Source organism: Vibrio sp. 10N.261.55.A7 (assembly GCF_002877365.1).
Lineage (GTDB): Bacteria > Pseudomonadota > Gammaproteobacteria > Enterobacterales > Vibrionaceae > Vibrio.
In genome coordinates this window covers 1-14,206 of record NZ_MCWZ01000296.1, presented here as the reverse complement: position 1 = coordinate 14,206, position 14,206 = coordinate 1, and the positions used below count along the sequence as shown (strand labels likewise).

The 14,206-nt window shown below is 42.9% G+C and carries 14 protein-coding genes; 8 read left to right on the top strand and 6 right to left on the bottom strand.

The window, feature by feature from the left end; translation table 11 throughout:
• Nucleotides 1-35 precede the first annotated feature (35 nt).
• Nucleotides 36-929: a LysR substrate-binding domain-containing protein gene (locus BCU12_RS16155; RefSeq protein ID WP_102405290.1), complete on the bottom strand. Its 894-nt coding sequence runs from the start codon at nucleotides 927-929 to the stop codon at nucleotides 36-38.
• 354 nt (nucleotides 930-1,283) lie between these two features.
• On the opposite strand from BCU12_RS16155, the gene BCU12_RS16150 reads away from it, so the two are divergent.
• The 5 genes from BCU12_RS16150 (at nucleotide 1,284) to thrS (ending at nucleotide 5,655) form a co-directional block, all read left to right on the top strand.
• Nucleotides 1,284-1,979: a pirin family protein gene (locus BCU12_RS16150; RefSeq protein ID WP_102405289.1), complete on the top strand. Its 696-nt coding sequence runs from the start codon at nucleotides 1,284-1,286 to the stop codon at nucleotides 1,977-1,979.
• A 163-nt stretch (nucleotides 1,980-2,142) separates the two neighbouring features.
• A complete protein-coding gene (locus tag BCU12_RS23635) occupies nucleotides 2,143-2,541 on the top strand; it encodes an aminotransferase class I/II-fold pyridoxal phosphate-dependent enzyme (RefSeq protein WP_347231990.1) in 399 nt (132 codons plus the stop codon).
• The gene (locus BCU12_RS23630) at nucleotides 2,520-2,918 is read left to right on the top strand and encodes a hypothetical protein (RefSeq protein WP_241909853.1); all 399 of its coding nucleotides are present in this window, start codon (nucleotides 2,520-2,522) and stop codon (nucleotides 2,916-2,918) included. Before BCU12_RS23635 ends, BCU12_RS23630 begins: the two co-directional genes overlap by 22 nt.
• A gap of 540 nt (nucleotides 2,919-3,458) precedes the next feature.
• Nucleotides 3,459-3,842, top strand: a complete 384-nt coding sequence (locus BCU12_RS16140; RefSeq protein WP_102405288.1) for a DoxX family protein — start codon at nucleotides 3,459-3,461, stop codon at nucleotides 3,840-3,842.
• Nucleotides 3,843-4,467: 625 nt separating this feature from the next.
• A complete protein-coding gene (gene thrS, locus BCU12_RS16135; protein ID WP_102405287.1) occupies nucleotides 4,468-5,655 on the top strand; it encodes a threonine--tRNA ligase in 1,188 nt (395 codons plus the stop codon).
• Nucleotides 5,656-6,158: 503 nt separating this feature from the next.
• Here the strand turns inward: thrS and rplY are convergent.
• The 5 genes from rplY to BCU12_RS16110 form a co-directional block, all read right to left on the bottom strand.
• Nucleotides 6,159-6,437: a 50S ribosomal protein L25 gene (gene rplY, locus BCU12_RS16130; RefSeq protein ID WP_102405286.1), complete on the bottom strand. Its 279-nt coding sequence runs from the start codon at nucleotides 6,435-6,437 to the stop codon at nucleotides 6,159-6,161.
• A 199-nt stretch (nucleotides 6,438-6,636) separates the two neighbouring features.
• Nucleotides 6,637-7,983 (bottom strand): ATP-binding protein, encoded by a 1,347-nt coding sequence (locus tag BCU12_RS16125; RefSeq protein WP_102405285.1) that lies wholly within the window; start codon nucleotides 7,981-7,983, stop codon nucleotides 6,637-6,639.
• Entirely contained in the window at nucleotides 7,973-8,632 is a 660-nt protein-coding gene (locus BCU12_RS16120) for a response regulator transcription factor (RefSeq protein ID WP_102405284.1), read from the bottom strand. The genes BCU12_RS16125 and BCU12_RS16120 overlap by 11 nt, the downstream gene beginning before the upstream one ends.
• 48 nt (nucleotides 8,633-8,680) lie before the next feature.
• Entirely contained in the window at nucleotides 8,681-9,085 is a 405-nt protein-coding gene (locus tag BCU12_RS16115; protein WP_102405283.1) for a hypothetical protein, read from the bottom strand.
• A 112-nt stretch (nucleotides 9,086-9,197) separates the two neighbouring features.
• The gene (locus tag BCU12_RS16110; RefSeq protein WP_102405282.1) at nucleotides 9,198-10,940 is read right to left on the bottom strand and encodes a DEAD/DEAH box helicase; all 1,743 of its coding nucleotides are present in this window, start codon (nucleotides 10,938-10,940) and stop codon (nucleotides 9,198-9,200) included.
• A 267-nt stretch (nucleotides 10,941-11,207) separates the two neighbouring features.
• Here BCU12_RS16110 and rsuA point away from each other — a divergent pair, with 267 nt between their 5' ends.
• The 3 genes from rsuA (at nucleotide 11,208) to BCU12_RS16095 (ending at nucleotide 13,896) form a co-directional block, all read left to right on the top strand.
• A complete protein-coding gene (gene rsuA, locus BCU12_RS16105) occupies nucleotides 11,208-11,903 on the top strand; it encodes a 16S rRNA pseudouridine(516) synthase RsuA (protein WP_102405281.1) in 696 nt (231 codons plus the stop codon).
• 122 nt (nucleotides 11,904-12,025) lie between these two features.
• Nucleotides 12,026-13,234 (top strand): Bcr/CflA family multidrug efflux MFS transporter, encoded by a 1,209-nt coding sequence (locus BCU12_RS16100; protein WP_102405280.1) that lies wholly within the window; start codon nucleotides 12,026-12,028, stop codon nucleotides 13,232-13,234.
• On the top strand, nucleotides 13,234-13,896 hold the full coding sequence (locus BCU12_RS16095) for a DUF2913 family protein (RefSeq protein WP_102405279.1): 663 nt from the start codon (nucleotides 13,234-13,236) through the stop codon (nucleotides 13,894-13,896). Before BCU12_RS16100 ends, BCU12_RS16095 begins: the two co-directional genes overlap by 1 nt.
• Nucleotides 13,897-14,206 lie beyond the last annotated feature (310 nt).

Genomic DNA, 14,206 nt, shown 5'->3' with positions numbered 1-14,206 from the left:
ATTATTTTTTACCCTTTGTAGCTGTCACAATTTAATTATAATCCCCACTCCAATGAACACAGTTTTTTTATAAACCAGTCGAATGCTTTACCTTCTTGATCCTTATGCCACGCTATAAAAAGATCTTGATCAGGCCGTGGAATTTCACATTGTTTTTCAACCAACTCCCCGCTCTTTATATAAGGTGCCGCCATATGAATAGGCAAATAGCCCACTCCCAGCCCTTTAGCTTGTGCTTCCAATTTTGCTTCCATTGAGTTAACACGTATCACTCTTTTACTATCAAATAAACCGCTGTTTCTCACCGGTAGGGCTTGAGAGGTATCTGAGACCACGATCGCGGGGTATTCACTGAGCGTATTTGCTTCAAGCACACCATTGTGATCCGCTAGAGGGTGGGATGGTGAAACGGCAAATACAAAAGATAGACACCCAATCTTGTGGGTTTTAAACATTCCTTTAGGCAATTCGCCGGTTGCTCCAATGACAATGTCAGCTCGTCGACTATGCAACGCATCCCAACCTCCACCGAGTACTTCCACGCCCAAGCTGACATTTACCTTGTGGTCTAGCTTGTTGAAATCTTCAAGCACATCAAAGAGGCGTTGAGAATTTATCACTGTATCTCTCGCCACTCTTATTTCACTTTCCCAGCCACTTTCTAATTGCTGCACGGAATCAAATAACCGACTTGTCGCCAATAGAATTTCTCTGCCGTGTTCCAAGACAAGTTGACCTGCGGGTGTGAGTATTGCTCGTTGCCCGCTACGATCAAATAAAGCAACGCCCATTTCTTCTTCTAGCTTTTTGACGGTGTAAGTTAATGTTGATGGAACCTTATACAAAGACTCAGCTGCGGCAGCAAAGCTTCCCTTTTTATCGATTGCATCTAGCGCTCTTAATGCGTCTATGGTTATGGAACTGTGCATGTCATTCTCTTGTTCAAATATATTGAATTTAAAATTCAAAATGTTTCGATATTCTTCTCAATCTAACATGTCTAAACTCGTATTTAGTGACTTTATTTAAGCTATGTAAGCTTTATATGTCTAACGTTCATTATTGAAATTATTTGAGTATTTAATTCAATGATTGAAGTTTTCTCAATTTTTTCCTGATCAGGGCGCAACAAATCTATTTGTTTGGTTCAGTGGTTGTGGCGATGAAGGCACCTGTCAACGAACGGTATTTATCGCTGTAGGCTCTGGTTCCGATATCGACGTATTAGAATAAATCGTTGCAACACCATCAGCCCATTTAGCTTGTCCCTAGGAGGCAACACTATGATTACAGTCAGACAATCTCACCAACGTGGCCGTACTAACTTTGGTTGGTTAGACAGCAAACATACCTTCTCGTTTGGTCACTATTACGATGTGAATCAAATGGGTTTTTCAGCTCTACGAGTTATCAATGATGACATCGTTTCACCAGGGGCTGGCTTCGACAAGCATGGTCACAGGGACATGGAAATCATTAGCTATGTTCTAGAAGGTTCGATAGAGCATAAAGACAGCGAAGGTAATACTAAAGTTTTGCCTGCTGGTGAGTTCCAATTGATGTCAGCGGGGGCGGGGGTGTATCACAGTGAATACAACGCTTCACAAGCCCTACCTCTGAGATTCTTACAAATTTGGGTCGAACCAAACACATTTGGTAACAAACCAAGCTATGAACAAAAACACTTTGGTAAAGAACAGGGTCTAACAACGATCGCAACCCCAACGGGTGAAGATGGTACTTTGCTTATAAAACAAGAAATGAAACTCCACCAGTTGATACTAGAGCCGGGAACGGATTTAATGATGAGTATCGACACAGGTAGAAATGTCTATGTTCATCACATTAAGGGCACACTGTCTGTAGATTCAGTTGATCTTAACGGTGGTGATGGGGCAAAGGTCGAGGATACAAATAAGCTCACTTTGGCCAACCGAGGACAAACCCAAGTGACCGCATTGGTGTTTGATTTACCTTAAGTCGCGATACAAACTCGTACAACGTGTATTTTATGAATTAGAAGATACATTAAGGTCGGCCAGTATTTAGCTCTGTTGGTGCCAACAGAGCGTTTGCGCTCGTAGTCAAAGCGTAGACAATAACCCATCACTTCAAGATTAATCTGACCAGCAAGAATGTTCAATTGCCGTTGATAACACTCTCAAGCTTGTTGGCGATCACTACGAAGTTGATTTTGACGATTTTGAAGAAAAACTAAAGAATTCAAACGTTAAAATTGTACTTCTATGTAACCCACATAACCCTGTTGGAAGAGTTTGGAAAAAAGATGAACTAGAAAAGCTTGTTTCGATAGCTAAGAAATACCAAACCATAATCATCAGCGATGAAATTCATGCCGATATTATTTTTGAAGGGTCTGAATTTACCAGTATTTTGTCTCTAGATTACGACAATAGTATTTCTATTATCGGCTCTTCGGCGAAAAATTTTGGCCTTAGCAGCATCTCTAATGGCTATATCTACAGCGACAATTCAGAACTACACGCAAAAGTAAACCGATGTCAGCATCGATGTCATTAGATCACGGTAACGCGATGACAACCTACGCGACAATTGCGGCTTATCAGCATGGTGAAACGTGGTTTAGCAAGTTTCTAAATTACACGCAAACCAATATGAACTGGATTGTGGATTTTTTAGCAGCGAATATCCCCAAGATTAAAGTATTCAAGCCTGAAGGGACCAATCAGATTTGGTTAGATTTTTCAGGGCTTGGATTAAAGTCTGAACAACTTCAAGAATTGTTAGTGACACGCTCTAAAATAGCGCTGACACCGGGCACGTGGTTTGGAGAAACCGATAAGAATTTCTACAGAATGAATTTCGCGTCTCCGCTATCTCAGATTGAAACGTCTTTAAAGCGACTGCTTAACGAAATTAACTTGCTTGAAAGATAACGAGCGCACCACTTTCTATTCAAAGCGCTTATTGTGAGGCTCTAGAGTAGTTTGGGGGTACAAAAGAGGCTTTTCTTGAATGAAAGTAAAGCCTCTTAGAGATAGATGCCTGTACTCTATTGCTTAGTGAATCGATCCAAACATTTATGGTAATAATAAGCGGATCTCTGGAATAAAAGCGATAGCCAACAATGTGACGATAAGTACCGCACAAAACGGCATGATGCTTCTTCAGCATTTTCCATCTGCTCGTATCTGACTTTTTAGAAGGCCAGGTGAAAAGGCTGAACGACAGGAAATGGATAAACAGAATCCTGAGATCTCCGATCTGATTTTCGATAAGCAATGCTGACGCCTCCATGACCGTTGTAGAGATCTTGATACTTTCTAGTTGTCCAACAGCAGGTTTCTTTGCATCTGTAGTTTATTGTTCTCATTTTGAGAACTGTCATTGTCTATTTTTGATGTTTATCGCTCTCAGGTCAACGACTAGTATGGAGTTATTGAAACAACACACACAATATTTTTTGGAGATTTACCATGAACAAACTACAACAATTTTCAGCACCGGCAGGCCGCTTTTTTCTCGCTCTTATTTTTGTTATGTCTGGCTTTAGCAAAATAGGTCAATACGAACAAACTCAGGGTTATATGGAGATGATGGGCGTACCAGGTATACTTCTCCCTTTCGTTATTGCTACTGAGATAGTTGCCGGTCTTGCCATTGTTTTTGGCTGGAAAACGCGAATTGCCGCTATCGCATTTGCTGGCTTTAGCGTGATGTCCGCTGTTCTATTTCATGCCGATTTTAGCAACCCTGCCGAAATGACCAATTTTATGAAAAACATCGCTTTGGCTGGCGCATTCTTAATCCTGTTTTCTCAAGGTTCTGGTGCCTACTCTTTGGACAATCGTCAAAAATAACCGCATCAAAAGTTTCACATCAGGACGTCCTAATGACGTCCACTATCTTGCCTCAATAGAACCAATAATATGCCCATTGCGCAACCCACGCGGGATTGCCCCAATCGGTCCAGAGCCCGCGTTCAATTTGTCGAGCTAGGATAAATCTATCTAAAGTAACATTGAAACAGTGACGTTTTAGGGTTGTCGTTCAACGCGGTTGGGCGGAAAGTCAGTCGAAGTTGGATGCAATGTATTGGGGGAGCAAAAAGTAGTTGATAAAAGTTCGGAGTTCGAATTTTTTGATAATCTTGTACAAACTAAGGCAGAGCTACTGATAATGAAGCCGATGAATTCCTTATGGTTTTTTCTTGAATTGAACGCTTCAGAGGAACAACATTCCTCGTTAGTGCCTGCTATGTACTGCATTTATCGGATCTCAATTTACCTTTCAAAAACACGCTAACGATGGTATATCTTGCTCTTATGAAAAGAATTTACCTAAACGCAATGACCACCACTACCACCATGAGGGTACTCAGGGGGTAGTTTTTTGCGTATTTAGAAAACCTCTGAGTGAGTCATCGCCAGAGGTTTTTTTGTATCTAGGCTTTGTATTTCACTCAGAATAAATTGGAGATGAAATATGAAAACACATCGTGAAATCGCAGAACAGCTCGATTTATTCCACTCAGAATCACATGCACCAGGGATGATGCTATGGCACCCTAATGGATGGCGTCTTTTTGAAAGCATCAAAAGCCACATGAGGCGTGTTTACATTAGAAATGGATTTGAAGAGGTGAATACTCCAGTCTTCATGAAGCAGGGACTGTGGCAAAAATCAGGACATATGGATATGTTTGCTGACAGTATGTTTTTTGGTAGCGGCAAAGAAGGCCACGACAAATACGTACTCAAGCCAATGTCTTGTCCCGCTCATATATTGTTGTATAAGCGCGGCGTTCATAGTCATAGAGAGCTACCGATCAAACTGTTTGAGTTTGGATTAGTACATCGCAATGAGTCATCCGGTTCGTTGAACGGTTGTTTGCGAGCGCGTCAGTTTACTCAAGATGATGCCCATGTGTTTTGTAGATGGGAACAAGCTGAAGATGAAGTTCGCCAGTTCTTACAAAGAGCTAAGAAGGTGTACCGTGATTATGGGTATGACCAGATTGAAGTAAAGGTTTCAACTCAACCAGAAAAGGCACTTGGTGATGACGAAGACTGGATACGAGCGCAAGATGTCCTTGTTTCAGCTTGTTTTAATGAAAGCTTGGAAGCGGAGTTGCAAGAGGGAGAAGGTGCATTTTATGGGCCGAAGATCGAGCTCTCTTTAACAGACTCAATGGGTAGAAGTTGGCAATGTGGCACTATCCAGTTTGATTTCAATTTAGCGAATAGGTTCGATGTTAAATATACAAACGAAGAAGGTGACTTCGAAGTTCCTGTCATCATGCATCAGGCTATGTATGGTTCTGTAGAACGTTGGATTGGTATTTTGCTTGAGATTTCTCAAGGAGATTTGCCTTTATGGCTGCATCCACAGCCAGTAGCGATCGCTTCAGTGAATGAATCAAACTGTCGCTTTGCAAAAAATGTAGCGGAAAAACTGATAGATAATGATATACCTGTTTTCTTGGATCCAAGTAAAAGTTCTGTTGGAAGAAAAATGAAACGGTTCCATAAAAAGAAGATCCCTTTTGTTATCACTATTGGTGACCATGAAACAGCTCAAGGTGTAGTGTCAATCAAAAGCCGAAAGGAAGGCGAATTAGAAGAGGTACACGTCGAACATTTAGTGGAGTATATTTTATCAAGATTAAAATAAAGAATGGGCCGTTTTATGCGGCCTATAACTCTAGAGCGCAAATTCAGGCGGAAATGAAAGCTTCTGGGAGTTTCTTGCACCACTTCCCAATCGCAAACATAAGGAAAAGTACTGCGATTCCAGTGGCGTAACCTGCCACTGAGTAGTCACGTTATCAAGGAAATGGGCATAAACGTGATAGTGAGAGTGCTAGTTGCATCTGACATATTTAAACTTCGCCCCATTTCATTCTAAGATTTGTAACTAGAAGAACTGCTGTATAAGTTCATCTTTCGTCCACCTTTAATCCACCCATAGTGAGTAGGGTTATAATTTAACGGTAGGTTTTACAGGGGTTTCAGTAGCTTGAATGGGAAATTGGAAGAATTTAGACCGTTAAAAACGGTGAAACCCCGATGTTGGTAGCATCGGGGTTTCTAATTTTTAGATTTTCGAGTGGTAAAGTCGATTATCTTTTCTATGCAGAAGGCTTGGATTTATCCAGCTAATTCCTTGGTAGGGAATTAAACGCGGATGAAGTCCATGTGCTCAACTTTTGGCTTGAACGCGTGACGTTGAACGTCTTGTGGCTTAACCTTAACTTCTGCGCCGTCGATCACTAGAGTGATGCCTTCGTAGAATTCTGGCTTGTCCATTTGGTTCATAACTTCGTTATGAGTCAGCGCGATAGATACAGGAGCTGCTTCGCCACCGTAAACAACTGCTGGGAATTGGCCCGCGTGACGTAGGCGGCGGCTCGCACCTTTACCTAGTTCAGTACGTACTACTGCTTCAAATTTCATAGTTTTACTCTCAAAATTAGTAAAAATTAAATATCGCATCCACAATGCGACCTTGTGAGATGCTCTTACGTTTCGATTGCAACTGAAGTTACTATCAAAACGAGCGCGGATACTAACATTCTCTTTCTTAGCGAGCAACTGAAAATGGACTTAAGCTCGTACAATTGAACAGATTTTGTGTAATTCAAAAAAGACCAAGCTATTTGATTGCCAACTTCAATGTTAAGGTTGCTTTTAACCCTCCCATTGAGCTTTCTTCTAAATGCAATTGACCTCGATAACTGTGCGACATTTCACTGACTATATTTAAGCCTAATCCAGTGCCTGGTGTTGTTTCATCTAGGCGAACACCTCTTTCTATCGCTTGTTTTCTTTTCGTCTCAGGAATTCCTGGGCCATCATCTTCTATATGGATATGAATGTGTTTATCAGCAGTGAGTTCACTGTGTACTCGAATCGTTCCACGAGCCCACTTGTAACTGTTTTCAAGTAAGTTTCCTAGCATTTCATCCAGATCGGTTGAATCGGCGGCAACCTCTAGATCAGGATCGAGCTCGTTAATCAACATCACCTCTCGATCGGCATAAACTTTATCAAAGGCAATTGAAATCTCGTCAATACGTTCGCTTGGGTTAGATTTGACTGACAGTATATTCGCAGCCCCTGCCATTCTTGCTCGGCCTAGGTGGTAATCAATATGGGTTTGGATTTGCTCAATGGCTGGCGACAGTTTTTTCTGCTCGCTAGCGGGCAACAGTGCTATTTCGTTTTTCAAGACAGACAGTGGTGTCTTTAGTGCGTGTGATAAGTTGCCACCATGATTACGCGCTCGTTCTAAGAGTTCTTGGTAATGAAAGAGTAGAGCATTGAGGTCAGACACTAACGGGTAGACTTCTTTCGGGTATTCTTCGGCAAGTTGGTCTTGTTGGCCTGCTCTTAAAGCGGCGAGTTCTCGTTGCATTTTACCCAGTGGACGCAGTGACCAGCCTACCTGTAAACCGATAAGCACTAGAACACCCGTAAACAGCAAGCCAAGAATAATCCACAGCTGTTGCGTTAGGTGGCTTAGTGTATTCATAACAGGGGCTTCATCGACACCGACTAAAATATGCACAGGGCTTGAAACGCCAGGAAGGTAAATAGTTTGGGTGATATAAACCAGCTTTTCACCTTTGGCACCCAATATCTTCGTTCGGATAGGCAGGGATAGAATCTTAATATTTTTATCCCATAAAGAACGAGAGCGAAGGGACTGTTCTTCCGTTGCCACAACCCAATACAAACCACTGTAAGGTTGACTAAATCTAGGGTCCGATAGCCTTTTAGGAAGCGACAGTCGATCGTCTTTATCCGCTTCTACATGTGCGGTGATTTCATCCATTGCCAGTTCTAACTGACTCTTTACATCGCCAATAAGGTAATCATGCACCAGTTTTGGGATGCCGACACCCGCCGCCAGAATCATCGCACTCAGCCATAAAGAGGCCGCGATAAGTAGCCTGCTTTTTAGGCTGAGTCTTTTGATGGCGGAAAACCTAGTTGGCATTCAATTGGTACCCAAGTCCACGAACGGTTTTGATGACTTTCGGGTCTAACTTTTTACGAATACGACCAATAAAGACTTCGACGGTATTAGAGTCACGATCAAAATCTTGCTTATAGATATGCTCAACCAGTTCTGTGCGAGAAATGACTTTTTCAGGGTTATGCATGAAATAGGCAACGACTTTGTATTCTAACGCTGTCAGGCTGATGGCCTGTCCTTGCCAAAGCACTTTCGACGTTCGGGTGTCTAGGCTGAGATCACCAATTTGCATGACAGGGGCAGCGTTACCGGAAGCTCTGCGTAATTGAGCTCGAATTCTAGCGATGAGCTCAACCATTTCAAACGGTTTGGTGAGATAGTCATCTGCACCTGCATTTAAACCTTCTACACGCTGAGTAAGCGTGTCCCTGGCACTTAAAATAATGACGGGGGTATTAATGTTTTCATCTCGAATGCCTTTAAGGACAGTCAGGCCATCCAGTTTAGGCAACCCTAAGTCGAGGACGATTGCGTCCCATTCTTCTGACGTTGCGCGATAGAGCGCGTCGATACCATCTTGAGACAGTTCTGGTACCCACCCAGCGACTTCGAGTGTTTCTATGATTTGTTCACCAAGACGAGGTTCATCTTCAACCACTAGTATTTTCATGCAGATTCTCTTTATTATTCTGGTTAGTCAGGCATTACCGTTTACGTACTATTTTTTTATTACGTCGTGAAGGTTTCGGCCTTTTAGTTCAATCATCTCAAGGGTGGTAGCGTTATATTCTACTTTAATGACGTTCTGCTCATGAACGAGTTTAAGCTCGTATATCCATTCATCGTCATCTTCTTCTAGCTCTACTCTTATCACGCGGCCGTGCAGTTGTTCATCTATGGTTTCGTAAAGATCGGAAAAAGGCTTGATTAAACCTTGTTGAACGGCGTCATAGACTTCGTCTTGGTCTTCATCAAACTCAACTCGAGTCCCTTCTTTGAATGTGTCTTGAACCAAATCATGCCCAGAGGGTATCGGGTCATTTGGATTTGCGCTAGCGGGTAGGGCAATAAACAAAGAGCTCGTTAATATCACGATTAAGGCGTTAATTTTTCTTGTGAGCATATGGCAACCTTAGTTGAAATAATGACGTACTCCAAGTTCATATGGAGACGTTAAATCTAGTATAAAAAATCATGATGAATAGAAAGTGAACCACCGAGTTATTTTTGGTTTGTTATCGACTCTGTAATTCATCTTCGAACACCTTGTCTCTCATTTTCCAAAAGCGACCTGACTTGCGTGCAATAACGAACTGAGGTGGTCGAAATCGGTGTTGGTTATGAACGACTTTCGTTGGCGATGCTTCGTCGAATGGTCGATGCCTGTCAGCTAAATGTGGCCGAACGAACTGTTCTTTAAATCGTTCTTTCTGTTTCTTTGTTGTTAACGACCAAAACTCATGAACTTGAGCTTGATTCTCGCCGAGATAGGAGACTTTAAGCTGAGATTTTCCTGCTTGATCTTTATGTACCGTTAAGTTCATTTCTAAGCATTCAAACACCAGGGCATCTTTTAGATTGAGTGCCTCTTTTAGCTTTTTATCTGGGTCGACTAACGTCGCATCACACTCATGGCAAATCCGAGCGGCAATATCGTTATCAGCGCCGCACTCGTTGCAGTATTTCGCCCGAAAACGATAGCCGCAATGTTCTCTTTCACCTGTGTCTTCGTCGGTAAAAAAGCCCTGGCAGCGTCGGCCGAAATGCTCTAACAGAAACCCATTGCTGTCTAACTTGCCCCAGAAGTTATTATTGAAACCACAGGCAGGGCAGGGAATGGTGATGATTTCACTGTCAGAGTCGGGTTTAGGGTCGCCAACTTCAGGCTGGTATAAGTCGTAATTGTTACCGGCGTAATCAAGAACCAAACATTCATTTTTACCAGGGGATAACCTTAATCCTCGGCCAATGATCTGTTGATACAAACTCACGGACTCGGTGGGCCTCAATATCGCAATGAGATCGACGTGCGGAGCATCAAACCCCGTTGTCAGCACTGAAACGTTAACGAGGAACTTTATCTCGCGATTTTTAAAGCGTTGAATGATGTCATCACGTTCAAGAGTCGGCGTATCTCCAATCACGATGGCAGATTCTTCTGGAGGTAATAACTGCAATATCTCTTGTGCGTGACGCACCGTTGCAGCGAAAACCATGATGCCTTTTTTCTCTTGAGAAAATTGCACAATTTGTTCAACGATTTGAGGCGTTGCTCGTTTGGCTTGATCGATGACCATATCCATGTCGGCTTCTTTGTAACGTCCGGTATTCGCGGGTTTCAATTGAGAGAAGTCATACGACAATACTGGGGCATCCATCATTCTCGCAGGAGTAAGAAACCCTTCATCGAGTAAGTAATGAATGGGTAACTCAAAAATACAGTCGCGGAAGAACCGAGGCTCGTCGCTGCGAACCTGCCCACGAGTGTGGTACTGATAAATCCAGCCCATGCCTAAGCGGTAAGGCGTCGCGGTTAAGCCGAGAACTTTCATTCCTGAATTGAGCGCCCGTAAATGGGCAATGACTTTCTGGTAGCTACTGCCTTTAACATCGGGAACCCGGTGGCACTCATCGATCACTAGTAGAGAAAACTGATCTTTAAAATCATCCAGATTACGGACAACAGATTGAACCGAAGCAAAGACGACTTGCTGATCGGTTTCTTTTCGTCCAAGGCCTGCCGCGTAAATGGCACCTTTTAAACCGTACCCTTCGTATTTTTCATGATTTTGTTCTACCAGTTCTTTCACATGAGCAAGAACTAATACACGTCCTTTGGCCAAGCGAGCGAGTTCCGCAATGACTAAACTTTTGCCAGCACCGGTAGGAAGAACAATCACAGAGGGTGTGGTGTGTTTTCGAAAATAATGTATGACGGCTTTGACAGAGTCGGCTTGGTAAGGACGAAGTGTGTACATAAAGTGATTGAGATAAGAGTGATAACGCCCATAGTATCAGCTAATTTCTTTACGTGCGAAGCCTTATAGCTATTGTATTTTCGTGATAGGCCGTTGAAGGGTAGGGTGTTGATGACCATGCAAAATACGAAGTTTACGATTGAATCTGCTTCTTTATTCGCCGCCATTCAATCTATCTACAAAGATTCAGTTTGATAGTGTCTAATTTGTATTATCTCGCCTATAGATGATATATAATTTTGAACTTCATCACAGTACGAGGTAATCATGCGTTTAGATAAGTTTTTATGCGATTCGCTAGGTGTAACAAGAAAAGAAGCACATCAAATTCTACGCTCTAAGGCCGTCATGATTGACGGTAAAATGGAAAAGCGCGCCGCTTTACATGTCAAAGAAGAGTCTGTCGTAGAGTGGCAAGGCAATCAGCTTAAACTATCTGGGCCTCGTTATATCATGTTGTACAAGCCTGAAGGGTTTGTTTGTTCGCATGAAGATGGCACGAATCCGACGGCTTTTGAATTGCTTGATGAAATCAAAATGGATCAGCTTCATTTTGCTGGTCGCCTTGATGTTGACACTACAGGGTTGGTATTGATTACCGATGATGGTCAATGGTCTCACCGCATTACCTCTCCAAAACACAAATGCGAGAAAACATACCGTGTTTGGCTCATTGACCCTGTTGAAGACGATTACGTTGAGAAGTTTAAGCAAGGTATTCAATTGAAGAGTGAAGATGGACTGACACTGCCTGCCCACCTTGATGTACGTGCAGAAAAAGAAGTTCTGTTAACGATCCATGAAGGTAAATACCATCAAGTGAAACGTATGTTCGCTGCGCTTGGGAACAAGGTTGAAGCGCTTCACCGCGAAAAGATTGGTGAGATTGAGATGGATGAATCGCTAGAGCTAGGCGAATATCGTTTCTTAACCGAAGAAGAAGTGAACTCCATTTGGAAATAGTTTAGTTCCAAAATGGAAATCTCTTAGGTCATTTTAAGCGCTATTATATCCAATCTATACACTTCTAGACTGTGCAGCGGCAAACAGTGCGCTACATAGCATGTTAAAAAGCCAGACAATCAATGACTCAAAATACGATATCTTCCAGTGCAACAGCCCATAAGATTAGCTTTATGCTCTTTGCCGTTTTAGGGGCTATTGGGGCATTAACGCCTCTTGCCATTGACATGTATTTGCCTGCGATGCCAGCTATCGCAAAAGACTTAGGCGTGACTGCGGGTGAAGTTCAATTTACGCTAACGGCTTATTTGGCCGGTTTTGCCATTGGGCAATTGTTCCATGGGCCTTTTGCTGACAGTTTTGGTCGACGCCCCGTTCTTCTTGTCGGCATTGTTCTCTTTGCTATCGCTTCTGTTATCAGCGCAACGACAACGGGAATAGAAGCACTCACGTATGTGCGTTTTGCTCAAGGCTTTGCGGGTGCAGCGGCAGCAGTTGTGATACAAGCGTTAGTCAGAGATATGTTTGACAGAGAAGACTTTGCTCGTGCTATGTCTTTTGTCACGCTTGTGATGACGATTGCACCCCTGTTGGCTCCCATGATTGGCGGTTATTTGGCCATCTGGTTTGGTTGGCGATCGATATTTGCGGTGTTGGCCGTTTTCGCGATTATTGTTATTGCATTGGTGGTTTGGAAAATCCCTGAGACTTTGGCCATTGATAAACGGCACCCGTTGCGTCTAGGGACGACATTGCGCAATTACGCGGGTTTATTCCGTAACCCAACGGCGATGGGCCTTATTTTTGCGGGTTCATTTTCATTTGCAGGTATGTTTGCTTTTCTAACCGCAGGTGCATTTGTCTATATCGATATCTTTGGTGTGCGCCCGGACCAATTTGGATACTTATTTGGTCTGAACATCGTCGCGATGATCATTATGACGGCAATTAACGGAAGGTTGGTTAAAAAGGTCGGCTCACACGCGATGATGCGTCTTGGTTTAACCATACAACTGATTGCTGGTTTAGGTTTATTGCTAGGTTGGATGTTGGATCTTGGCTTATGGGGTACAGTACCTTTTGTAGTGATGTTTATCGGTACCATATCTACAATCGGTAGTAACTCGATGGGCTTATTGCTGAGTGGCTACCCAAACATGGCGGGTACGGCGTCTTCGCTAGCGGGTACGTTAAGATTTGGTACAGGCTCTGTTATAGGCGCCATCGTTGCAGCAATGCCAAGTGACGTTGTTTGGCCTATGATAGTGGTAATGACAGCCTGCTCTGTGTTGTCAATTATGTTTTATTGGACATTAGGAAGAAACGCATAGTGTCGACGTATACAATTGAAATTCAAAAACTGGTGAATGCGGCTCTTGAAGAGCTACATGCTGAACATGCTACGGGCAAACTGCCGGATGCACCTATTGCAAACAATCACTTTCTAGTCCGTTGGGTGACGAAGTCGTTAAAGAGCCAACGGTTCCATCGTTGTGTGGTTGATGATTTGATTCGCTGGCAGAAGTCTGGTCGCTCAAAAGGTGACAATGCAGCGTTGCCGTTTATTTTCAAACGCATCTCTGTATTTTATGCACAATTCTTTGCGGATAATGAGCAAGGCGAGGAGTTGAAAGACAGTGATATTGAAGCGTTCTTGGATTTAATGATTGCTGAAGATTGGGACGTGTCTACGTCAGAGCCGTTACTTGGCGGTGGTAAAGTTCAGATCTTTACTGATGGTCATAGCTCCTTAGCGTTATGCGCTGATCAGTGTGATGACTGTTTTGAGGGTGAGTTGCTGACGAAACCGATGCACTGGTTCGTGCGCGGGAATCATGCGTACTTCATCGAGAAAGCGGCCGCTGCGGGCTTTATGGTACATAAGGTGACGGATTACAAATCGGTGGTGAAATATCACGGCGAGTACATTATCTACCCTAGAAACCAAGGGCAGCAGCTGGCAGAAATTCCTCTTAATCTAAATGTGGATTAAACGGCGTTTTTGTAAGTCGTTCTTAAACTAGCCATAGAGGCTTTACATAGCATCACCATGACGCAATAAACAATACTTAAGCACTGAATAAGGCTATTCAACATGAATTTGCTATTTGTTCGGTGCTTTTTTGCAATCTCTCTTATCAATCCACGAAACATGACAGTGTTAATTTAGGTGGTAATCTAGTTCGGCGATTTGAGGCGTGATGCCTTTTTTATGGTTCATCGCGACTTTCCGGGGAAAGCCGCTTTTATCTTCAAGAAGAAGTAGTCTGTATCTCGATACCCATACCCCATTCGCTTGATTA